This is a genomic window from Roseibium sp. QJM3NY_11 (genome assembly GCF_056173175.1).
On record NZ_CM149660.1, the window covers coordinates 930,169 to 952,418 of the forward strand.

15 protein-coding genes are annotated in these 22,250 nt (G+C 61.8%); 5 read left to right on the plus strand and 10 right to left on the minus strand.

Features of this window, described 5'->3' with window-relative positions:
- Positions 1–7: 7 nt before the first annotated feature.
- From AC0VX3_RS04310 to AC0VX3_RS04330, 5 genes are all read right to left on the minus strand, one after another.
- Entirely contained in the window at positions 8–1,051 is a 1,044-nt protein-coding gene (locus AC0VX3_RS04310; RefSeq protein ID WP_475523688.1) for a methyltransferase, read from the minus strand.
- Between the two features lie 369 nt (positions 1,052–1,420).
- Positions 1,421–2,176, minus strand: coding sequence for a 2,3-dihydro-2,3-dihydroxybenzoate dehydrogenase (gene dhbA / locus AC0VX3_RS04315; protein WP_475523689.1), 756 nt, complete (start codon positions 2,174–2,176; stop codon positions 1,421–1,423).
- Between the two features lie 19 nt (positions 2,177–2,195).
- Positions 2,196–3,062 carry an isochorismatase gene (locus AC0VX3_RS04320; protein WP_475523690.1) on the minus strand — a complete coding sequence of 289 codons (867 nt, stop codon included), beginning with the start codon at positions 3,060–3,062 and terminating at the stop codon, positions 2,196–2,198.
- Positions 3,063–3,071: 9 nt separating this feature from the next.
- Positions 3,072–4,706: a (2,3-dihydroxybenzoyl)adenylate synthase gene (locus AC0VX3_RS04325; protein WP_475523691.1), complete on the minus strand. Its 1,635-nt coding sequence runs from the start codon at positions 4,704–4,706 to the stop codon at positions 3,072–3,074.
- A 34-nt stretch (positions 4,707–4,740) separates the two neighbouring features.
- The gene (locus AC0VX3_RS04330; RefSeq protein ID WP_475523692.1) at positions 4,741–5,901 is read right to left on the minus strand and encodes an isochorismate synthase; all 1,161 of its coding nucleotides are present in this window, start codon (positions 5,899–5,901) and stop codon (positions 4,741–4,743) included.
- Between the two features lie 101 nt (positions 5,902–6,002).
- Between AC0VX3_RS04330 and AC0VX3_RS04335 the strand changes: the two genes are divergently transcribed.
- From AC0VX3_RS04335 to AC0VX3_RS04345, 3 genes are all read left to right on the plus strand, one after another.
- A complete protein-coding gene (locus AC0VX3_RS04335; RefSeq protein WP_475523693.1) occupies positions 6,003–7,640 on the plus strand; it encodes a condensation domain-containing protein in 1,638 nt (545 codons plus the stop codon).
- A 28-nt stretch (positions 7,641–7,668) separates the two neighbouring features.
- Positions 7,669–10,764 carry an AMP-binding protein gene (locus AC0VX3_RS04340; protein WP_475523694.1) on the plus strand — a complete coding sequence of 1,032 codons (3,096 nt, stop codon included), beginning with the start codon at positions 7,669–7,671 and terminating at the stop codon, positions 10,762–10,764.
- Between the two features lie 81 nt (positions 10,765–10,845).
- Positions 10,846–12,234 carry a condensation domain-containing protein gene (locus AC0VX3_RS04345; RefSeq protein WP_475523695.1) on the plus strand — a complete coding sequence of 463 codons (1,389 nt, stop codon included), beginning with the start codon at positions 10,846–10,848 and terminating at the stop codon, positions 12,232–12,234.
- A 119-nt stretch (positions 12,235–12,353) separates the two neighbouring features.
- Here AC0VX3_RS04345 and AC0VX3_RS04350 read toward each other — a convergent pair whose 3' ends face one another.
- The 5 genes from AC0VX3_RS04350 to AC0VX3_RS04370 all read right to left on the minus strand — a co-directional run bounded on the left by AC0VX3_RS04350 (position 12,354) and on the right by AC0VX3_RS04370 (position 19,557).
- Positions 12,354–15,395, minus strand: a complete 3,042-nt coding sequence (locus tag AC0VX3_RS04350; protein ID WP_475523696.1) for a condensation domain-containing protein — start codon at positions 15,393–15,395, stop codon at positions 12,354–12,356.
- Between the two features lie 319 nt (positions 15,396–15,714).
- Complete coding sequence (locus AC0VX3_RS04355; RefSeq protein WP_475523697.1) at positions 15,715–16,680, minus strand: ABC transporter substrate-binding protein; 966 nt, start codon at positions 16,678–16,680, stop codon at positions 15,715–15,717.
- A 14-nt stretch (positions 16,681–16,694) separates the two neighbouring features.
- Positions 16,695–17,762 carry a FecCD family ABC transporter permease gene (locus tag AC0VX3_RS04360; RefSeq protein ID WP_475523698.1) on the minus strand — a complete coding sequence of 356 codons (1,068 nt, stop codon included), beginning with the start codon at positions 17,760–17,762 and terminating at the stop codon, positions 16,695–16,697.
- Positions 17,759–18,772, minus strand: a complete 1,014-nt coding sequence (locus tag AC0VX3_RS04365) for a FecCD family ABC transporter permease (protein ID WP_475523699.1) — start codon at positions 18,770–18,772, stop codon at positions 17,759–17,761. The genes AC0VX3_RS04360 and AC0VX3_RS04365 overlap by 4 nt, the downstream gene beginning before the upstream one ends.
- A complete protein-coding gene (locus tag AC0VX3_RS04370) occupies positions 18,772–19,557 on the minus strand; it encodes an ABC transporter ATP-binding protein (protein ID WP_475523700.1) in 786 nt (261 codons plus the stop codon). Before AC0VX3_RS04370 ends, AC0VX3_RS04365 begins: the two co-directional genes overlap by 1 nt.
- Before the next feature lie 112 nt (positions 19,558–19,669).
- Here AC0VX3_RS04370 and AC0VX3_RS04375 point away from each other — a divergent pair, with 112 nt between their 5' ends.
- Both AC0VX3_RS04375 and AC0VX3_RS04380 read left to right on the plus strand, forming a co-directional pair.
- On the plus strand, positions 19,670–20,977 hold the full coding sequence (locus AC0VX3_RS04375) for an NtaA/DmoA family FMN-dependent monooxygenase (protein ID WP_475523701.1): 1,308 nt from the start codon (positions 19,670–19,672) through the stop codon (positions 20,975–20,977).
- Between the two features lie 66 nt (positions 20,978–21,043).
- On the plus strand, positions 21,044–22,177 hold the full coding sequence (locus AC0VX3_RS04380) for a type III PLP-dependent enzyme (RefSeq protein WP_475523702.1): 1,134 nt from the start codon (positions 21,044–21,046) through the stop codon (positions 22,175–22,177).
- Positions 22,178–22,250 lie beyond the last annotated feature (73 nt).

Here is a 22,250-nt window from a genome sequence, read left to right on the forward strand (position 1 = left end):
GCCGAAATCAATCGGCCGCGCGGAATTCCAGTATGCGCACCGGGCTGGCCGTCGGCGTGACTGATAGCGTTTCAAAGCCTGTTTGGGCAAGAAGCTGCGAGAATTCTTCTGCGGACCGCTCCCGACCGCCAAGCTGGGTCAGCATGAACATGTCCTGCGAAGAGCCCCAGGCGCCGATTTCGACCGCATCGGTCATTATTTCGATCAGGAATAGCCGCTCGCCGCCCGTAAGGGCCCGCCTGGTATTCTGCAGAATCGTCGTAGCAGCATGATCGTTGAAGTCATGGAAGACGCGGCTGAACAGGTAGACCTCAGCGCCACCGGGAACGCTTTCGAAAAATGACCCTGTGACGACGGTTGCGCGCCCCTCGTGCCGCATGTTCTCAAAAAGGGGATCGTAAGACTCGACGGCGCGAGGCAGTTCAAACAGTGTCCCTTCGGTCCCGGGGTTTTTCTCCAGTGTCTGGGCCAGAAACGAACCGTTGCCCCCACCGACATCCGTGATTTTCGTGCCCGGCTCGAAGTGCATGCTCCGGACGACGACGGCGCCGATACCCTGCGACGCTTCGTGCATCTGATCGTCGAAACGCTTCTGCGCCGCGCTGTCCCGAGCGTGCCACTCGAAGAAGGCGGAACCATGGGCCAGATCGAAGGCCGTCGTTCCGGATCGAAGCTGGTCCGTCAACCTCTCCCACGAGCGCCACAGCAGCGGGTCGAGTTCGCAGGCAATCCAATTGGACAGGCTTTTCTGGTGACCGGGCATGAGATAGTGCGTGGCGGGCAAGCCGACATACCGCTCCTGATCGTCCTTGCCGATAACATCCATGTTGACGAGATGGGTGAGGAGCCGGTCGAGCAGAGCGGCCCGCGACCCGGTTTTCGCCGCGAGGTCTTCCACAGACCAGGCATCTTGGGCCAAAAGGGCGGGAATGCCGAGTTCGACCAGAGCCCGTATACACTGGGAAGTTCGATAGGCGGTGATCTGGGCCATCAGCTTCAACGGCGGGGCGCCCTCCGGCTGTACTTGCGGCGCTTCTGCGGATGAGTTCATGTTACCCGTTCCTTCTGTCTGAATAGATGTCTGAAATGTCGAAATTCCAAGGCCTGCATATCGCAGGGGTGGTTTTCACGCAGACCGAGTGTCAGGACGAAATCCCGCTGGCACTTCTCCGGAGGGAAATCATCCGGCCGCGCAGCGCGTCCTCCGACACATCCCTGTCGAATTCCCGGAGTGCCGTGCAGGACAGGCTTCAGGCATTGATCCGGGGTGTCCCGAAGAGATTGAAACCGAACTCTTCTCTCGCTCGGTTGTCCAATACCGGTGGAAAAATCATCCGCGCGGTGTCCATGGCAGATATCCGGTCCGGGCCGGTGATGAGGCACCGGATCCTTTGCCCAAAACGAATGAATCGAAACACGGCTAGGCTCCAAGGGTCGCGCCTCCATCGACCACGATGTCCTGAAGGGTGATGTGCCCTGCCAGGTCGGACGCCAGAAAAAGCGCCGTTTCGGCGATGTCGTCGGTGTTTGCGATCTTGCCGAGGGGGATGCCGAGCTTGAACTGGCCGGGCAGGCCCGAGATCAGCCGCTGGTACCCGGCGGGGCCCCCGACCATATCGCTGAGCATCGGCGTGTCCGTCGAACCCGGCGAGACGATGTTGCAGCGAACGCCGAACGGGGCGAGCTCCAACCCGATGCAGTGGCTGAGGCTTGCCATCGCCGCCTTTGACGCGCAATAGGCGGTCATGCCGGTCCGGGGCGCATGCGCCGCGTTCGAGGCGATGTTCACGATGGCACCGCTGCGCTGCGCCTTGAACACCGGTATCCAGTGCCGGAGCAGATAGAACGGGCCACTGGCGTTGACGTCAAAGCAGGCCTGCCAGTCCTCCGGGCTCAGGTCCTCGGCCGGTCCGGTCCTCAGAACACCTGCCGCGTTGACCAGGATATCCAGCCGGTCGAGCTCGGCCTTGAGGCTGTTGCAAACGTCGGCAACCTGTCCGGGGTCGGCCAGGTCGACCTTGATGACGGGGAACGGCAGGCCGGTTGCGCCTGTTTGCCGGTCAAGCCCTGTCACCTGCGCGCCGGATTCGCAAAAGCGTTCTGCGATGCGGCGGCCTATTCCGCTGGCCGCCCCCGTCACGAGAACGCGTTTGCCGGCGAACAGGGGATTGTTCATGGGTGCTTGTCCTGTTCCGTCAGGCTGCAAGGGACTTGCTCTCGATCAGGGACCACCAGCCGTTCAGGGTCGGAACCCGCGCCAGTTCGTCGAAGCCGACGACAACACCGCGTTCCTTCAGTTCGCTGGCGAGCTTCATCACCTGGATGGAATCCAGACCATAGAAGATCAGGTTTTCTTCCGGATCGAGGTCCGAATCGTCCTCGATGAGCTCCAGAACGCGGCTTTGCAGCCAGTCCCTGGTCGGCCGTGCTGCCGCGGCTTCCCCCGTCAGGCCGGCCGTGTCGATGACCGCGCCACAGCGGGTGGCGACGTATTTCAGGGCCATCTGATGCTCGGCCGCCGAGAAATCCGCGACCGCATCGGAAATCATGAAAGCCTGAATGTCATTCATGAAGGCGTCCGTGACGGTCATCAGACAGCCGATGTGCGCATAGATGCCTCCGACGATGAGCTGGTCCCGGCCGAGCGCTGCCATGCGCTCCTTGAGGTCGGACCGCTGAAATGCGCTGTAGCGCCATTTGGTCAGCACCACGTCGTTCTCGCCCGGTTCAAGACCCTTGACCACCTTTTGCAGCGCCGGATCGGCCACGGTCAGACCAGGCCCCCACATGTCGTTGAGGAGCGCCCGGTCTTCCGGCGCCTGATCGTGCGGCTGGGCGGTATAGAACACCGGAACGCTGTTTTCATCTGCCCAGGAGCGGGCGCGTTGCAGGTTCGAAATCAGCTTCCGGCGAAGATCGCCGTCCTCGCCATAAAAGCGCAGGAAATAGTCCTGCATGTCGTGGATGAGCAGGACGGCGCGTGCGGCATCCGGTTTCCAGGAGGTCTTGTTGTCGGGAAACTCCCGCGGCATCGGATAGTCGGAGATTGTCGGAATGGTCATGAGACACCTTTACTGGGTTAAGGCGGGTGTGAATTTCAGCGCGAGTTCGGCACGCAGCTTTTTCTTGTCGGGTTTGCCGAAGGCGGTGAGGGGAATGGCGTCCGCAAAACTGAACCGGTCCGGCAGCTTGTATTCGGCGATGCCGAGCGACATCAGATGCCGCCGGAGGGCGAGCGGCTTGATACAGGAGTTCTGCGAGACAATGACCGCGCAGCTCTTTTCGCCGAGCATCGGGTCCTGGATGGCGACCAGCGCGGCTTCCCGCACGTCCGGGTGAAGCAGCAGCAGGCTTTCAACCTCTTCGGCGGCAATCTTCTCGCCGCCCCGGTTGATCTGGTCTTTCACGCGACCGACCACGCTCAGATAGGTCCCGTTCGAGCGGCACACCAGATCGCCGGAATAATAGAAACCCTCGTCGTCGAAGACCTCGGCATTGTGGTCGGGGCTCCGGTAGTATCCGCGGAACGTGTAGGGGCCTCTTGTCGCGAGCCTGCCCGTCTCGCCGTCGGGAACCGGCCGGCCGTCCTCATCCACGATCCTGATTTCATCGTCTGGGCTGATCGGGCGTCCCTGCGTCGTGAAGACGAGTTCGTCCGGATCGTCGAGGCGGGTGTAGTTGACCAACCCTTCTGCCATGCCGAACACCTGCTGGAGCTTGCAGCCGAGGATCCTGGGAACCATGCGGGCATGAGATTCGGGAAAATGCGCCCCGCCCACCTGAAGGAGCTTCAGACTGCCAAGCGCGCTGCGGTGGTCGGGGGCGGCCTGGAGCCAGAGATTGACGGCCGACGGCACAAGGCCGGTCATTGTCACGCCATGCTTGCGAACGAGCTCGAAGCAGGCAAGCGGTTCCGGGTTGGGTGCCAGGACCATGCAGCCGCCCGCGTGGAAAACGCCGAGGGCACCGGGGGAACTGAGCGGGAAGTTATGCGCCGCCGGCAGTGCGCAGAGAAAGCGCGTCCCGGGCGTCAGGTTACAGATTTCCGCACTGGCTCGCACGCTGTAGTCGTAGTCGTTGTGGGTGCGGGGGATGAGTTTCGGCGTTCCTGTGCTGCCGCCGGAAAGCTGGAAGAAGGCGACGTCACCGGGCTCCGTCGGCTCGAAGTCCGGGGCGGCCTCGTCCGGCGTGGTTTCTATCCAGTGCGACAGGCTTGACCCGGGCGCGTCTTCTCCCAGGAGGAGAACTGCGAGCGGTTCTTCCTGCATGTCGCGCAGGTCCTCGATGAAGTCGTCGGTCGCAAACAATTCGTGCCGGCGGCCGGCAATCAGAAGCTTCGGCCTGATCTGCTTTGCATAGGCCGTCATCTCGTGCCGGCGGTGACTGTAAAGCGCGTTCACCGGTGCCACGCCGACCTTCAGAAGGGCGAAGAAGACGATGTAGAACTCGGCGAGGTTCGGCAGTTGCACGAGCGCGGTATCTCCGGGTCCGAACCCCCGGGAAGCCAGTCTTGTGGCCAGGTTTGTGGAAAGTTGGTCGAGCCGCTCATAAGAGAAGGTTCGCTCACCGCAGATCACCGCCGGCGCCGACGGCCGGGTCTGCTGCTGATGGTCCAGAATCCGGGTAAGCGGCCGGTCGATCCAGTAGCCGTGCTTGCGGTACCGCTGGGCCAGATCGTCCGGCCAGCGCTGAAAATCTACGTTCATTGGAATAACCTGGGTCTTGAAAGGGGCGGGCGGGTTATGCGGCAAGGCCGCAGGCGTTGAGCATCGTGCCCAGCTTGGTCTGGACTTCGGCCCACTCGGAGTCGGGTTGCGATGCCTCGACAATGCCGGCACCCGCAAACAGGCGGACCTTGTCGCGTTCCACGATGCCGCAGCGAATGGTGAGCGCCCATTCGCCGTTGCCTTGCGCATCGCACCAGCCGACCATTCCGGTGAACAGTCCCCGTTCGAAGGGTTCGACAAAACGGATGAGCTGTTGTGCCCGTTCGGTCGGATAGCCGCAGACCGCGGGGGTCGGGTGAAGACGACAGGCAAGCTCCAGTGCCGTTGTCGACGGGTCGTTCAACAGCCCGCCAATCCGGGTGGAGAGGTGCCACAAGGCCGCTGTACTCAGGAGCGATGGTCTGTCCGGCATGTCGAGACTGGCACACAAGGGCTCAAGGATGCGCCGGATGTCCTCAACGACGATCCTGTGCTCGTACTGGTCCTTTTCCGAAACGAGCAACCGGTCGCTGGCATCCTTGTCCGCAACAGGGTCGGCCAGACGTTTTGTGGAGCCGGCGAGCGGATTGGAGACAATCCGGTTTCCCGTCTTGCGAAGCAACAGTTCCGGACTGACGCCAATCAGCTCGCCGCCATCAGGCAGCGGGACCTGAAACTGGTAGCCGTCCCTGTTCTGCGCACGCAAACTGCGCAGAAGCCGGTCCACGTCAATCGGTGCGGAAAACTGCAGTTCCCGCATGACCGAGAGCACCGCCTTGCGCACGTCGCTGTGCTGGAAATTGACGATTGCGTGCTGTACCGCCCGCTTGAAACCGGTTTCGTCGGGGATGCTCCGCTGCTCGAGCAATGTCGGCATGTCCAGGCGATCGGCTGGCGAATCACCTCCGTCGGGCCGTGTTCGCCATTCGTGGTCTTCCGGTACGTAGAGGCATGAAACTTCGCGAAGATCGAACGGAATGGCGCCGATGACGATCGGGTTTTCCTGGCCTGCTTTTCTGCCCCGGTCGAGAGCGTCGTCAACGGCTCGGTGAAAGAGGTCTCCTGCCGTATTTCCGTTTCGAACCGGCACCGCGATTCGCTCCCGGATACCTTCAGCGTGCAATTCATTTTCGCCCGAGGTGAACAGAAATTTTCCCTTGGTATCAGGCAGGATGGCCATGTCTTCATGACTCATCACTCGCGCTCCGATTGCCATGGAGCATCTCCTATATGGCTGGTTGACTTTCTTCAATACCTGAGTATAAGACTCATATTTTGTCAACACCAAAAGTCGCAATGAAAAATCTTACACCCATGCAGGCGGCCTACTGGACAGGCCGCCAAGCCAACGGTTTCCTCGGAAATGTCGCGGCCCATCTTTATGTGGAATTCGATTGCGGGACTCTCGATCCGCAGCGGCTGGAGAAGGCCGTTCTGAAACTTTATGAAACCCACGAGATGATGCGTATGCGCATCACCTCGGATGGGCTGCAACTCATTGGAAAAATAGAGAAAAGTTTTTCTTTCGAAGCCGAGGACCTGACCGGGCTGGATGCCGATGTCCTCGATGGGCATCTGGCGGAGAAGCGGGCGCACTGGACCTGCCGCACGCTTGACCTCGCATCCGGCAGAACCTCCGCGTTCGGGCTGAGCGTCCTGCCCGGCGGCGCCTGCCGTCTGCATGTCGACACTGATATGGCGGCCATCGACCCGCCCAGCTTCTGCGTTCTGATGGAGGACCTCGCGAGATTTTACGAAGACCCTCAAACCGGCATCGAAAAGGGTGATTCCAGCTATTTCGCCTGGCTGGAGCGGAAAAATTCCGACGCAGACCTCGCCGTGCGTCAAGCGGAGGACAAACGCTGGTGGCAGGACCGTCTCGCGGAGCTGCCACCCGCCCCGAACCTCCCCGAAGCGCCGATGTCACAATCCGTGCATAGCGGCCGGCTGGCCGCGATGCTGTCACCCGAAGAGCGCAGGTCTCTGACACGCACCGCACGCGAACTTCGCATCACGCCGTCCGCCCTGATGCTGGGCCTGTTCGCCGCGGTTATCGGCAAGGCCACCGGCGACGACAGGTTCCGTCTCAATGTGCCGATGTTCTGGCGGGCGCCTTACACGGACAACGTCGCGCGGCTTGTCGGCGATTTTTCCAATATTCTCATCCTGGCGGCCGATCCGGCGCCAGGAGAGGCGCTCGGGTCGCTCTGCAAACGTCTGGCTGAGCGCATGCGCGATCTGCTGGCGCATTCGTCCTATCCCGGCGTGAACGTGATGCGTGATCTCTCGCGGGCAAGACGATCCTTGCAGACCGCCCCGATCGTTTTCACCTCCGGTCTCGATCTGCCGGGGCGCGATCTGTTCTCCGAACGGGTGACCAGCGTCTTCGGTCCGATGAGCTGGGCCGTGTCCCAGGGGCCTCAGGTGGCCCTGGACGCGCAGGTGGCCGCCATGGGCGGCGGCATTCTTATCAACTGGGACATCCGCTATGACGCGCTGCCCGAAGCGTGGATCAACGCCGCCTTCGACAGCTATGTGGCGCTTGCCCGCAGGGTTGCGCAAGATCCATCGGCGTTGGGAAAACCGGCATTCACCCGTGAGGCCGCCGCCGGTGACGCCTGCCGATACACCGAAGACATGCTGCGGGAACTGCTGAGCCGGCTGGCCCCCGAGACCGGCGCTCGCGGTCCGGAGGAAATCCGCAGGCGCGGGCTTTCCGATGCCGATCTGACGGATCTTGTGGCCTTCCTCAACCGCTACATTCCGGACATGAACCTCACCCGGGAAGACATCGGGCCGGCGACCACCGCCGCCAGTTTTGCAAGGGTCGTCAGGGCCCGGTCCGCAGGGGCCTCGGAAAAAGTCGGCCGGGCCTATCTGGAAGCGATCGACGCCCGTGGCCGCGCGTCTGTTGAAACCCAACCCGCCGAATAAATCTCGCCGAAAAACCGCTGGAGACACCATGGAAACCGAACTGACGTCATTGCAGCGCGCCTATCTTCTGGGTCGGAGCGACTATGTGCCGCTTGGCGGCGTGGCAATGCAGGAGTTTCGAGAGTATCGCGGCCGCTATGATCCGGACCTTCTGGAAAGACGGCTCTTTGAGTTGGCGGAAAGACACGAGAGCCTCCGCACGGTCATCGACCGCAAGACCTATTCCAGACACGTTCTGGACAAGCCCTCGGTGGATTTCGCCGCCATCGATCTGTCCGGTCTGGCACCGGAGGACGCTGACCGCAAGATCGACGATTTGAGGCAGGAATTCTCGCATCGCCTGTTCGACCTGACGGCGCCGCCCTGGCAGGTGGTCGCGTTCAAGCTGCCTGAACCGGCTGAGGCGACCGGCGACACCTGTGCCGTCTTTTTCCGGTTCGATGCCCTGATCCTGGACGGATTTTCAATTGCGTCCCTGCTGGTCGACTTGTTCGAGGACAAGCAGCCGGAAACCGCTGCCCCGGCTGCATCCCCGGCTACATCTCCGGCAGAGCCTGATCCAGACGTGGTTCGCCGGGACGCGTCATACTGGAAAACCAAACTGAATTCTTACCAGGGAGCCCCACGGCTGCCCTGGAAGCGGCCCCTGGAAAACATAAAAACCTCCCGCTACGAACGGGCCGGTGTTGTCGTCGACAAGGACCGGTTCCGGACTTTTTCCCGCCTGGGCGCAAGGAACGGCCTCTTTCAGAACACGGTCCTGTCGGCCACGATCCTGGAAGTCCTGACGCACTGGCTGAGTGAGGGGTCCCTTCACGTGGGCATACCCGCCGCGCCGCGCCGGGACAGCGGATATGCAAACCGGTCGACTTTCTTCGCCGTTGCCTGGGAAACACGGCCGGACACCGATATCGCGGAGCGCGCGGGCGCGCTCCAGTCGGATACTCTGGATGCGCTGGATCACCTCTCGTTTTCCGGTGTCGACATCAACCGGTTTCTCATGGACATCGGCGGCACCGATGGCGGCGTAGCCCTGCCGGTCGTTCTTACCAACGGCCTCTCCTGGCCGACACTCTCGTGGGATCACCCCGTCCGCCTGCAGGGGTGTCTGACGCAGACGCCTCAGGTCGCGATGGACATTCGCCTGTCGACCACGCCGCAGGGCGACCTTGCCGTCGATATCGACTATGCCGTCGAAGCGATCGACGGCGCCGTGGTCCGGGACATTCTGGCGGCCATCGACAGGGCGGTCCGGGTCATCTGCGATACGGAAACGCTCGCGTTCAGCGCCCGGGACATTCTGGAATTCAGCCACTACCGGTTCAATTCCCCGGAGGAAGACACTTCCGGCTGTGGTTATTTGAGCCGCATCGCGGATCACCTGTTCCAGGCGCCGCCTGAAAACGATGCGCTCGTCTATGGCGACCGGCGCCTTTCCTACGCGGAGCTTGGGATCGGTGTGCAAAAGGCGATGACGTTCCTGGAAGAGCGGAAGCTGACAAAAGGCAATATCGTCGTCCTGTCGCTGCGGCGCTCCCCGGAACAGGCAATGCTGACCCTGGCCTGCGCCCTCAGGGGCATCACATGGGTGCCAGTCGATGCATGCGCGCCGGCGGACCGCTTGAAATACATGTACGACAACTGCCGGCCCGACCTCGTCGTGGGCTCCACATCCGTGGAGGGCTACGACGAGGTTCCGCTTGAAACCGTGCTGAACACGGTTGCTTCCAAAGACCCTTTTGCGCTGACGCTTCCCCTGGACGAGCTGTCGTCAAGCGATGCCGCCGCCTATTATCTCTATACCTCCGGCACGACCGGAAAGCCGAAATGCGTCGTGCTGTCCAACAGGTCCACGGACAATGTCATCGGCAGCACCAATGCGGAATGGGACATCACGTCCAGCGACATTTTCATCTCCGTCAGTCCGCTCTATCACGACATGTCGGTCTACGAGGTGTTCGGCTGCCTGACGGCGGGGGCCACCCTGGTCCAGCCGGTGCAGGGCGAGGAAAAGGACGCGGTGCGCTGGAACCAGCTTGTGGCCGAACACGGCGTGACCATCTGGTCGTCCGTGCCGACGATTTTCGAGATGCTGCTGTCGTGCCGCAAGGGGGAGGAGCTTCGATCCCTGCGGCTCATCAATCAGGGTGGCGATTATCTGAAACCGGCGGTGATTGCCGAGTTGCGGCAAACCAATCCCGATGTACGGCTGAGTTCGATCGGCGGGCCGACCGAAACCACCATCTGGAGCATCTGGCACCGGATCTGTCCGGAGGACACGGGCAACATACCCTATGGCCGTCCGCTGCCGGGCAACAGGTACTTCATTTTGAACGAACATGGCGCACATTGCCCGCCCGGGGTTGTCGGCCGGATCCATTCCTGCGGCGTGAACACGGCGCTCGGGTATCTCGAGGACGGCGAATTGCACCAGCATGACTTCGTCACGATCACGGATGAGCATGGCCGGAGCGTGCGCGCCTTCCGGTCGGGGGACAGGGGCAAATATCGCCGCGACGGCATCATTTTGTTCGACAGCCGTGTTCAGGGCTACATCAAGGTGCGCGGTGTCAGGATTTCGATCCCCGACGTCGAGAACACACTCGTGAACCATCCTGAGGTCGCGCGGATCCTGCTGACGGATCTGGGCAATGAGCGAAACGGCGAAACCGAGCTGGGAGCACTCTACGAGCCGGTTGCCGGAAGCCGCGTCACGGATGCGGACCTGCGAAGCTTTGCCAGGCAGCATCTGCAGGAATCGCACATTCCCTCCCGGTTCCTCAAGGTGGACAGCATTCCGCTTTCGGCCAACGGCAAGCCGGACCGCAGGCAGGCGCAGCGTTGCCTTGCCGAGGCCGCGGCCACGAAGCAGCGGCCGCAACCGCAGCAGGGACCGGAAAGCCGGCGTGTCCTCGATATCTATCTGGGTGTGGTCGGCAAGGGACAAGGCCGCCCCGTGGACGGCTCCACCGATTTCCTGTCGATCGGCCTTCTGCCGTCTCATCTCAAATCGATTTCAACCCGGATCAACGCGGAATTCGGAGTTGCGATTGTTCCCAAGCAGCTTCTGCAATGCCGCAACGCCGATCAGGTGCACCAGCTCGTGTCCGCGCAATGCGCATGAGCAGGACCGCGACGAAAAGCTGACTATCCAATCAGACGGACAGGCCCTGTCCGTATCCGCACCGACACAGGAGGACTGTTCATGCCGGACACCAATCCCACCGGCGACTGGATGCCGCTGACCTTGCCCCAGCTCGATTTCTGGGAGGAATTCACCTTCCATCCCGATCAGCCCGTTTCAACGGTCGCGCACTTCATTGAAATCGAAGGCGACGTGGACAAAAGCGCGTTGGAACGCGCGATAGATCAAACCATCAGAGAAGCCGAAATCTTGTCCGCAAGGTTCAGGGCGGAGGACACGGGCGATGCGCCCATGCAGATCTGCGATCCGGACCTCGTGCCGGAGCTGAAGGTCACCGATCTGAGAGGCAAGGAAGATCCGCTGGCCTTTGCCAGAAATCTGATGGAACAGGACCTGGCCGCAAGACTGGATCTCAGGCATGACAAGCTGTCGGCCCATGCGCTCTACCGTATCGGCAACGCGCGCTATCTCTGGTATATCCGCGCGCATCATATCATTGTCGACGGCTACGGCCTTGCACTGATCGAGCGGCGCTGCTCCCAGCTCTACAATCATTATTGCGGGGCCGGTGACGCCGGCCTTCCGTTTCATTCCCTTGCAAGTTTCCTGGACGAAGAAAACCGGTATCAGGACAGCCCGCAATGGCAGGCCGACCGGGCATTCTGGGCGGATTATTTCGGCAAGGCTGAAGGTATCGAAGTGCTGGAACGGGGAGACGAGGACTACGGCGGCCCGGGTCTTTGCGGAACACATTCCTTTCCGCCCGAATTCGCCGGGGGGCTGCAGAGGACGGCCGCGGCTGTGGATATCGGCTGGCCCGACCTGCTCACGCTGGTCTCAGGCCTTTATCTGTATGCAACGCTGCCCGACACAGAAAAACAGTCTTCGGATTCACTGACCCTGTGGCTTCCCTTCATGAGCCGTTGGGGCAGCGTCGGGGCGCATATGCCGGCGCTGCTGGTCAATATCCTGCCGTTCCGGATGCAGCTTGAAAACTCGGAACGGCTGGCGGATTTTCTGAAACGTTCCGCTGCGGAACTGAAGCAGCAGAGGCGGCACAGCCGTTTCAGGATCGAACAGATTTCTCAGGATCAGGGCCTCGCGGAAGGAAGCCGCTACTTCTTCTCGCCGCTGATCAATGTCCTGCCGTTCAATTCACCGACCTTCAACGGCTGTCGGGCACAGCGGCACATTCTTGGCAGCGGGCCAGCCGACGGCTTCAATCTAACGTTCCGTGGGGAGGGCGACGGCAGGGAGCTTGTTCTCTGCCTGGACGGCGATCCGAATCTGACCGGCAAGCAGGAATTCGCCCGGCACGAACAAGAGCTGCCGGCGTTCCTGTCCCGCATTCTTCAGCCGGAGATGCTCGTTCGCCCGGTCGGCAGTCTTGTCGGGGAAACGGCTTCATCCGCGCATCTTGAAAAGGTGGCGCTGCATTTCCCGATGTAGCGGTTTCGGTCATCCGGCAGATATAGTTGCCTGACGTATGAGCCGCTTGCTGCCAGGCCGCCTTCGAGCATTCAGCCCGGAGGCGGCCTTGTTCTTCTGCAAGACCCGGTTCAGGTCGTTTACAACTCGCGGAGCGGTGTGGCGGACACGCCAGGCAGCGAGAACTGTTCGAACATGTCCATCACCGTTGCCTGGATCGCATCCACCTGCCTCGGGCTGTAGCGCCTCGACTGGTAACTCATCAGGACCCGGATGGACCGGTCGCCGTCGATCACCTCCTCCATCACTTCGAACTGCAGTCCCAGATGGGACTCGTGCTTGTCCGGATCGACCTGGCGGAATGAGATCCGGCCGCCATCGGGCTTCGGCAGATCTCCGTTCAGTTTGTTTTGCGCGTGGATCTGGATGAACACATCGAAAAGATGGTCGCGTTCGGACGTCATGCCGAGCGCCGTTTCGACCAGGTCGATCGGAATGTCGGAATAGAGCATCGATCCGTTGATCATGTCCTTGATGTTGCCGATCAGCTTTCCGGCCGTCGGGTTTCCGCCGAACCGCACGCGATGGGCAACGACCGTGGTGAAATAACCGATCGTATCGAAATAGTCCGGATCCGTTCGGCCCGAAGCCGACGTGCCGATCACCAGGTCCGTCAGGCCGCCAAGCCTTTGCAGTGCTGCAGAAATCGCTGCATAGACGACATTGAAGAGAGACGCGCTGTTTTCCCTGGCATTCGCATAGAGACCCTCGGAAATCTCCTTGTCCAGCCGCATCTCGACCCAGCCGCCGGCAACGGTCTCGCTGTCCGGCTGCTCCGCCGGCGCGGGCTCTTCGGCGAACAGGACCAGTTCTCTCGGGGCATCGCCGAGCATGTCGGTCCAATAGGCAAGGTGCTCGCCATTGACGCCTTCGAGAACCTGCTTGCGCGCGAAGTCATGAAACGGGGCCGGCTGCCCGGACCAGACCGGCGCGGAGCCGGCCGCCCTGGCCCGATAGGCATCCACAAGTTCGTCCATCAACAGGTTGACCGACCATTCGTCGAGCGCAAGGTGCTGGAACAGGAACGAAAGCACCTGACGGCCGGTTTCAGGATCTCTCAGGAACCGCAACCTGACCGGCAGCTCCCTGGACAGATCGAAGCAATAGCCGGCTTCGGCATTTCGGTCGGTGTCCGTGCTCTCTTCGCTAGTCCAGAACCACTTGTAGGTCTCAAGCTCCGCAACAGGCACGATCTTTTGCAGGACATGCTCTTCCTCGTCCCTGTAGAACAGGGTTCTGAGGGCGGAATGCCGTTTCATGAGGTCCAGAAACGCCGCGCCAAAGACTTTTTCATCGACGGTGTCGAGGAAGTCCAGGGCAAACGGCAGATTGAAGATCTCGTTGTAGCCGAGAGCCGAATAGATCTTCCAGAGCGACATCTGTGCCAGTGCGAGCGGTACCACAGCTGTATCCGCAGGACCCGTACCGGTCTCGTCCGGCACTGTGCCGACCGTCTTTTTGGCGCCCTCGACGTATCTGGCATGATGTGCGAGCGCCGAGGCCGTCGGGTTGCCGAAAAGATCGTTGAAGCGGACCTCGATGCCATGATTGTGCAAGAGGCGGCCGATGATCCTGGTCGCGACCAGGGAATGGCCGCCAAAGTCGAAAAAGTCGTCGTCCGGTTGCAGGTCCGGCGCGGCGAGCGCCTCTCGAAACTCAATCAGAATTGCGGATTGGACGGCTGCGATATCGGGCTCTTGTCCTTCGGCGGGCGTTCTGGCCGGCTCTCCGGAAACCGCCTTGCCGGCGAACGACGGCACATTGCCCAAAGGAAAATCGCCCAAAGGAAAATCACCGGTGTCTTTCCGGACCGTTCCGTTTCTCAGTACGCCGGCAAACAGGTCCAGCACCAGGCTGCCTGCATGCCGGTTGACCTTCTGGCCGGTGACCAGTTCCAGAACCGTTCGTCCTTCCGCGTCGCGGCCTATGGCAAGTTCGAAATCCGAACGCGGCTCCGGCGTTGGCAACGGCACCCGGTCCAGGGTCACGGTCGGCACATTGAAGAATTGCTGTGGCTCGGTCAGCCACTTGACGGCGACTTTCGGGAGAACCGCCGCGTTGGCGTCGTTCACCGGTGTGTCGAGGTTTGCCGAGGCGCTCAGAAGGGCGCGTATCCGGGTCTCGGCATCCTGCAAGTCCATGTCGTGCGATACAACGACCTTCACGGTGTCCTTGCAGGCAAACGCTTCGGAGTGGTCGCCCAGCCGGTCCTCCGGTCTAGCCGGGAACAGGGCTTCGATCCGCTCGTGTCCCCCGAGCCTGCAAAGGAATTGCGCAAAGCGGGCTCCGATCGATGCCAGCTGCGCATGAACGTCCGGGACCGGATCATGGGATGGGCGGGACGGCCCGGTCTCGATCACGGTTCCATATCTGCGTGCAATCTGTTCGTTCGGGGCGGCCCCGGCGAAGGGCCTGCCCAGGTCGACCACCGGGGTGTCCTGGGGCACATCGTCCCGGCGCAGCCAGGCAATGGGGGCAATGTCATGAGTGTCGAGGTCGATCTCGACCGCATCGTTCAGCGAGGGCGCGGCGAGCGGTTTGCGGCCGTAGGCAAGCGCCAGGTTTCTCAGGACATCCTCGGGCGCGCACATTTCCTCCACGATGCGGTGCATGAGAAGGGTCAGGATCACTTCGTCCAGGCAGAAAATGACGAGGGCCCTGAACGGCGGTTCCGTTTCGCTGACCCAGGAAGCCTGCTGACGCGCCAGGATCAGCGAAACGGCTTCCTGACGGGACTCTACATTGACGATTTCCAGGGTCTCGACATGCTCATCAGCCGGATATTTCAGCAGCTCGCCATCGTCGCTGAACCGATAGCGCATGGTGAGCTCCGGGAGCGCGCCGGCAACGGTGTCCACAGCACGGGTCAAGCGGGCGATATCGGGTATGCCGCCCAGCCTGTAAGCCAGGGCATGGCGCAAGGTCAGGTCCGGATCCTGCTTCTGCGCCAGCCAGATCCGCTCCTGATGCTGCGTGACGCCGAGCGGTTCGGCCGATGCTGCCGTTTCCGGAAACCAGGCGGTGTCTCCCATGGCTGGATCGATATCCGCTTGGGATCTGAGCACGTCGTCGAATCGCTCGAACTCACTTCCCGTCAACAGGCGGTCGAAGCCTCCGGTCATTTAAATCTCCTGATATCAAGTCTGGTGCCGGTTGCGTGTCCCTGAAAGCCGTATCGCGACGGAGGATTCATGCAGCCTGGCAACGGCCGCAAGCGAACCCACGGCTCGTGACCGCAATCAGTGGCAATTTTAACAGACACACCAATCAGGAGCAATTAAACTTGCATCAAAAACTCATGTTTTTTATTCTGTCCATGGCCCGCTCGATTTCACGGACGGGTTTCAGAACCGGGTCGCGGTTTTCCGAGATCACCCGAGCCTCCAAAAGGGCGACCCGGGTGACCTGCGTCAGGTGCGTTGCAAAGATGAAAGGCGGAGCCTACTGCGCTTTTCCGCTCCAGGTTTCGACGGCGTCCAGCATGTGTTCAGCGCTCGCAACCGTCGGCGTGATGACTTTTGCGGGATCGACGAACAGGATGCGGTCCTCCAGGGCGGGTTTCATGAAGCGGTCCCAGCCGGGCACGATCTTGCCGAGCTTGGCACGTGTTCCCGCTTCGTCGCGTCCATCGCCCATGTAGTTGTTCAACAGAACGAGGACATCCGGATTCAGTCTGCCGAACGCCTCTGTGCTGAGCGGCATCAGCATCATCGATCCGCCCTCGGCCGAAGGCCCGCCCGCGTCGCTGACCTCAAGGCGGGTGTACCCCAGATCTTCAAGCGCCTGAATCATGCCTGACGAGTTGCCGACCACATTGAGCTGATCGGTCAGAAAGATCGGAAGATAGGTCTGGTCGGCGATTTCGGCGGGCAAGGTCTCCCGGAGTTGGGCGACGCGTTCGAGGTAGGCGGCCTTGCGCGCCGCGAAGGCGTCTTCAAGACCGACGAGCGCTGCAAGATCTGCCTGGACCTCGAAGCCGTGCACCTTGCTGCCGTCGATATTCTGCAGATAAACAGGCGCTACGGTGGCAAGCTGATCCACCTTGCCGGCATCCAGGGCCGTTGCAAGGATCAGGTCGGGCTGCAGGGCCCGCAGTTTCTCCAGGTCGGGCTGGCCGAAGGGGCCGAAGCCGCTCGGTTTGGGTTTTCCTTCTCCAAGAACAGTATCGATGAAATCCACCGCGATGACGAACCCGCCGTCGTCGGTTCGCCCGTAGCTGCCGGTCACATCGAGCCCGAGATCCATCAAGGGGACACCGAGCAGAGGTTCGTGCATGACGACGATGCGCTCCAGGTGCTCCGGCAGCGCGACCTCCCGGCCGGTATCGTCGGTGACCGTGCGTTCTGCCGCCAGGGCCGGGCTTAGCGCCAGAACGGCCGCAATTGTGCAGGGGATCAGAAAACGCATGATGAACCTTTCTTTCAATGAGACTGTTGTTTTCTCAGCGCCTGAAGACGCAGCGCAATGATGAACAGCGGCACACCGACCATCGTCAGACTGAGCCCCAGCGGCAGGGGAAGGCCTCCGGCGACGCCGCGTGTCATGGCGTCGGCCGCAACGACCAGAATTCCGCCCATGAGACCGGAGAGAAAGAGCCTGGCCCGGGCGATGGCCGGTGAGATGAAGCCGGCGATATGCGGCGCAAGAACGCCAAGGAAGACCAGGGGCCCCACCGCCGTCACGGCGGCGGCGCTCAACACGACGGCAAAAACGAGAACGACCGGACGCGATTTTGCCACCGGCTCGCCGAGCGCCATCGCCATCTCCGGGCCCAGGTCATAGGTTGCCATGGCGGGTCCCGACAGCAGGATACCGGCTAGACTGAGCACAAACAGGGGCGTGAAGGCCGTGATCATCGTCCAGTTCGCCTGGAAGAGCGACCCGGCCAGCCATTCGGAAAGCGCGATGGAGGTTTCCGCCGGCAGGTAGAGAATGAGAAGCGACCCGAAAGAAGAGAGAACCGTTTCGATGGCGATCCCCATCAGGACGATCGACAGGCCGCTCGAGCGCTCCCCGCCGACCAGCCAGAGGAGCAGTCCCGCAACGCACAGCCCGCCGGTCACCGCAGCAAGAACCACAAGGCTTTTCGGTGCCATGGGCGCGATGATCAGAAGCAGCATGATCATCGTCATCGACCCCTGGCTGAAGCCGAACAGGCCGGGGTCGGCGAGCGGGTTGCGCGCGATGGACTGGAGAAGCGCACCGGACAGCGCGACGGCCCATCCCACCATGAAACCCAGCAGGATGCGCGGCAGCCGGACCGTCCAGAGGGCATACCCCTCGGTGCCGGAGATCTGGCCCCCGGAAAGCGCGTTCAGAAGATCGAAAAATCCGGTATCCGTGAGACCCAGTCCAGTGGAAAGGATTGCCAGCACAAGAGCGGCGACGGCCAAACCGACGCCGGTGCGCAGATTGCCGATCCGCATCTGCAGACCGTTTGAAAGACGCAGGACGCGCTTGCCGTCCATCGCCAGGCCCCGCCTGATCATGCCGCCTCCCGATGTGACGGTGAAAGATAGAAGCGCTTGACGATCACCACGAACACGATGCCGCCGAGCAGGTCCGTCACCAGCCCCGTGTTGAGGACAAAAGGATGCAGGGCCTGCCTGGCGACAAGGTCGGCCAGCAGACAGATGACTGCGCCGCTCGCAAAGGCGGCGGGGAGGGCGAAGGCGAGATTGTTGCCCACGAAAGGGCGGACGATATGCGGCACGACCAGCCCGACGAAACCGATCGGACCGCATACGGCAACCGCCGACCCGGATCCGAGCACCGCGGCCAGGATCGCGGCGCGGGACACAAGCGGAACATTGACCCCGGCCGAGGCGGCCTTTTCCGGTCCGAACAGGATCAGGGTTAGCGGGCGCGCGAGCACGATGAAAGTCACGATGGAGGCCGCGCCGATCCACCAGAACATTGCAAGGCGGTCGATATAGGCATGATTGATGTTGCCGATGACCCAGCTCAGGAAATCGGAGCGCCGCGCGGGATCGGACAGAAGCAGGGCATTGGTAATGCCGGTGAAGAGCATGGAAACCAGCGCCCCCGACAGGATCAGGGACAGTCCGCGCGGATCGTTCTGGCGGCCCGCGAAGCGGGCAACGGCAATGCAGGCCAGAAAACCGGCCAGGGCACCGGCCAGTGCGGCGGCCCCTTGCAGGCCCGTCCCGATGTTGAAGAGCAGCGCGCCTGCAACCAGGAACATGGCCGCGCCCGCATTGACGCCCATCGTGGCGGGCGACGCCAGAGGGTTGCGCACAAGGCTCTGCAAGACGACGCCGCTGGTGGCGGCGATGCTTCCGACATAGATCGCCGTCAGGCTTCGAGGCACTCTTTGGTAAAGGAGAACGGCTTCCTCGTAACTTTGCGCCTCAAAATGCAGCAAGGCTTCGATCAAACCGGGAATATCGGCCGCGCGAAATCCGTAGAACAGATGGATGGCGAAGGTCAGCACCAGAACGGGCAGGGCTGCGAGAAGAAACAGACTGCGCTTTTCCATCAGGAGACCGGTGCGTGGCCCGTCCGCTCCGGAAAGCAGACGAGGCGGCCGTCCCGCTGGAAAATCTGCGTCCTGAGGTCGAAAACCTGTTCGATGTTCCGGGTTGTCACCGTTTCGGTGACCGGCCCCGCAGTCAGGCATTCGCCCGACCGCATCAGGATGACGTTGTCCGCGAACGCGGTGGTCAGGTTAAGGTCATGCAGCACCGCGATGACCGTCTTGCCGTGGTTCTCCGTCAGGTCCCGGACCAGTTCGAGAACGGCGAACTGGTACTTCATGTCCAGATGGTTCACCGGTTCGTCCATCAGGATCACGTCCGTGTCCTGGGCCAGCACCATGGCGATCCACGCGCGCTGGCGTTGACCACCCGAAAGCTGATTGACCGGAAAGTTGGCTCTGTCGCCCAGGCCGACTGTTTCCAGGACCTGCCGGTAAAGTGCGCGATCGCGTTCCGACGGTCCGCCGACCAGAGAATAGCGCGCGTAGCCCGCCAGCTCGATCAGTTCGCCGAGTGTCATGTAATCCGGGCAGAAACAGTCTTGCGGCAGATAGGCAATTCTACGCGCGAGTTTTTTGCGGCCGATCCTCGACACCGGTTCGCCTTCCAGGAAGATGTCCCCGGAGTGCATGGGCAGAAACCCCATGATGGCCTTCAGCAGGCTGGATTTGCCGCAGCCATTCGGCCCGACGACTGCCGTCAGCCGGCCCTTCTGGAACCGGACGGAGACATCGCTCAGCACGTCGCGTTTTCCATAAGCCGCGCTTACGTGTCTTGTCTCCAGCAATTTCGACCTCTTGACCTTCTGCAATGCAGAAGTCTTTATACTATACGAAACGAGCCAGCAAACTCAAAGCAAGCTCTCGAACGCGTTTCCAATCCAGTCAAGAGCGGATTTGATGCCCCCCTTAAAGAAATTGCATATCGGAATGTCGCTCGCCCCGACATGGCTCAGCGGCGACGCCTGGCGGCGCCCGGACAGCTGTGTCGAAGGCCTTTACGGCAGCGACTTTTTTCTCGACATCGCGCAGCGCGCGGAGCGGGCGAAGCTGGACTTCGCCTTTCTGCCGGATTCGCTGTTCCTGAACACCGGCCTGCTGGAAACCGGCACAGGCTTCGCCAGTCTCGACCCGACACTCCTGCTGGCATCGATCGCGCGCGAGACCTCCCGGATCGGCCTGCTCTCGACCGCCTCGACGACGTTCTACCCGCCCTATATCGTCGCGCGGCAGATCCAGTCCCTGAACTGGCTCAGCAACGGCCGCGCCGGCTGGAACATCGTCACGGCTCTGGACGGCAATGCAAATTTCGGCCTGTCCGAGATGCCGAGCCCGGAAGACAGATATGCCCGGGCTGCCGAGTTCACCGAAGTCGTCAGGCTGCTCTGGGAGAGCTTTCCTGGCGAGGCCCTGAAGCTGGACAAGGAAAGCGGCCGGTTTGCCGATCCCGGCCTCGTCCGGGGCATCGATCACGAAGGAACCTTTTTCAGCGTCAAGGGACCTCTGAACCTGCCTCGCCACGGCAAGGTACCGATCCCGCTCGTACAGGCGGGGGCCTCGGAATCCGGGCGCGCCTTCGCCGCCTCGGTCGCCGATGCCATCTTCGCATCCACTCCGGACAGGGCCGCCGCCGGCGATCTGCGTTCGGATCTTCGCGGCCGCGCCGAAGCGCGCGGACGGCGCGGCGACGACATCCGGCTTCTGCCGGGCCTCAGCCTTTACCTTGCACCGACATGCGCGGAGGCGCAGGAGCTTTTTGCGGAAACCAATGCCCGGACGAGCCGGGAGCGGTGCCTGGCCACCGTCCGCGAAATGACAGGACTGGATCTTTCCAACTGGCCGCCGGACAGACAGGTGAAGGCAACGGACATGCCGCCGCCGCCGGAAAAGGTGCGCAGCCGGACCCATTCGCAACTGCTGCGGCGGATGATCGAGCGGGACGAGCCGGTGGTGGCGGATCTGCTCAGCCGCCCCGAGGTCATCGGATCCGCCCATTGGCTTGTCGTCGGAACACCTGCCGACGCGGTGGCCGAGATCAGAGACTGGGCAGCCGCCGGAGCGATCGACGGGTTTGTCGCCTTTCCCGGGGGATCGGTGGATTCGGTGCGGCTGTTCCTGGAACAGGTCGTCCCGGAGCTCGGCGATCTGGGCCTCTTCCGCAAGGACTATGCAGGCACGACCTTTTTCGATCACCTGCGCGACACTTGAGGCCTGCATGACTGCGGATCGACTCGCAGGATTGAATAGCGCGCTTCCCGGCTGAAGGAGAAACCGGTGACCACGAAGAAAATTCTGGATTTTCTCGATTGCCACAGACCCGAGGGACCGTGCCTGGTCGTCGACCTTGAAGTCGTCCGGAAGAATTATCGCGCCTATGAGCGCGCTCTGCCGCGGACGCGAATCCACTATGCGGTCAAGGCCAATCCGGCTCCGGAAGTCCTGGCGCTGCTCGTCCGGCTGGGCGCGTCCTTTGATGTCGCCTCGATCCGGGAAGTGGAGATGGTGCTGGAGGCTGGCGCGTCCGCAGGCCGCATCTCCTACGGCAACACGATCAAGAAAGAACGCGACATTTCGCGTGCCTACCGGCTGGGTGTCCGTCAGTTCACAGCCGACTGCCCGGAGGAGGTCGAAAAGATCGCCCGTGCGGCGCCCGGGGCGCAGGTGTTCTGCAGATTGCTGACGGACGGAGCTGGCGCCGAGTGGCCGCTCTCGCGCAAATTCGGCTGCGATCCCACCGTCGCGCGCGATGTCATGCGTCATGCCCGGGGGCTTGGTCTTGATCCCTGCGGGCTGACCTTTCATGTCGGCTCCCAGCAAACCGACCCGTCCGCATGGCAGCGCGCTCTGGAAGACGTTGTTCAGGTCTACCGTGGCCTTGCCGACGACGGCATTCTCATCAAGTCCCTTAATCTCGGCGGCGGATTTCCGGCGCGGTATCTGAGCGACGTTCCGATGGCGGCCGACTACGGCCGCGAAATTCTCCGTGCCCTCAGGTCCCGTTTCGGCAATGCCTTTCCCGATACGGCGATCGAGCCCGGTCGCGGTCTTGTCGGGGACGCGGGAACCATCAAGTCCGAAGTCGTCCTGATTTCAAGAAAATCCGCCAGGGATCCGTTGCAATGGGTCTATGTCGACATCGGCAAGTTCGGCGGTCTGGCGGAAACCATGGACGAGGCGATCAGATATCCACTCAGGACCAAACATGGAAGTGCCGGGACTGTTCCCTACATCCTGGCGGGTCCAACATGCGACTCGGTGGATGTGCTCTATGAAAACAGACCGTGCGGTTTGCCGCGGAGTTTGAAAATTGGCGATGACGTGCTGATCGAGGGCGCAGGCGCTTATACCGCGACATACGCTTCGACAGGGTTCAACGGGTTCCGGCCGCTGGATGTTTACGTCCTGTAGCAGGGCGTAGGGGGATGAACATCCCGAGCAAGAATGCCCGCATATGTCCTTAAAGTCGCGCGCAACTTGTTCC

Excerpts from the sequence above, each read along its gene's own strand:
- AC0VX3_RS04360 (WP_475523698.1), bottom strand. The coding sequence starts at position 17,762 with ATGATCAGGCGGGGCCTGGCGATGGACGGCAAGCGCGTCCTGCGTCTT.
- AC0VX3_RS04355 (WP_475523697.1), bottom strand. The coding sequence starts at position 16,680 with ATGCGTTTTCTGATCCCCTGCACAATTGCGGCCGTTCTGGCGCTAAGC.
- AC0VX3_RS04340 (WP_475523694.1), top strand. The coding sequence starts at position 7,669 with ATGGAAACCGAACTGACGTCATTGCAGCGCGCCTATCTTCTGGGTCGG.
- AC0VX3_RS04350 (WP_475523696.1), bottom strand. The coding sequence starts at position 15,395 with ATGACCGGAGGCTTCGACCGCCTGTTGACGGGAAGTGAGTTCGAGCGA.
- AC0VX3_RS04320 (WP_475523690.1), bottom strand. The coding sequence starts at position 3,062 with ATGACCATTCCGACAATCTCCGACTATCCGATGCCGCGGGAGTTTCCC.
- AC0VX3_RS04310 (WP_475523688.1), bottom strand. The coding sequence starts at position 1,051 with ATGAACTCATCCGCAGAAGCGCCGCAAGTACAGCCGGAGGGCGCCCCG.
- AC0VX3_RS04335 (WP_475523693.1), top strand. The coding sequence starts at position 6,003 with ATGAAAAATCTTACACCCATGCAGGCGGCCTACTGGACAGGCCGCCAA.
- dhbA (WP_475523689.1), bottom strand. The coding sequence starts at position 2,176 with ATGAACAATCCCCTGTTCGCCGGCAAACGCGTTCTCGTGACGGGGGCG.
- AC0VX3_RS04345 (WP_475523695.1), top strand. The coding sequence starts at position 10,846 with ATGCCGGACACCAATCCCACCGGCGACTGGATGCCGCTGACCTTGCCC.
- AC0VX3_RS04325 (WP_475523691.1), bottom strand. The coding sequence starts at position 4,706 with ATGAACGTAGATTTTCAGCGCTGGCCGGACGATCTGGCCCAGCGGTAC.
- AC0VX3_RS04375 (WP_475523701.1), top strand. The coding sequence starts at position 19,670 with ATGCCCCCCTTAAAGAAATTGCATATCGGAATGTCGCTCGCCCCGACA.
- AC0VX3_RS04330 (WP_475523692.1), bottom strand. The coding sequence starts at position 5,901 with ATGAGTCATGAAGACATGGCCATCCTGCCTGATACCAAGGGAAAATTT.
- AC0VX3_RS04365 (WP_475523699.1), bottom strand. The coding sequence starts at position 18,772 with ATGGAAAAGCGCAGTCTGTTTCTTCTCGCAGCCCTGCCCGTTCTGGTG.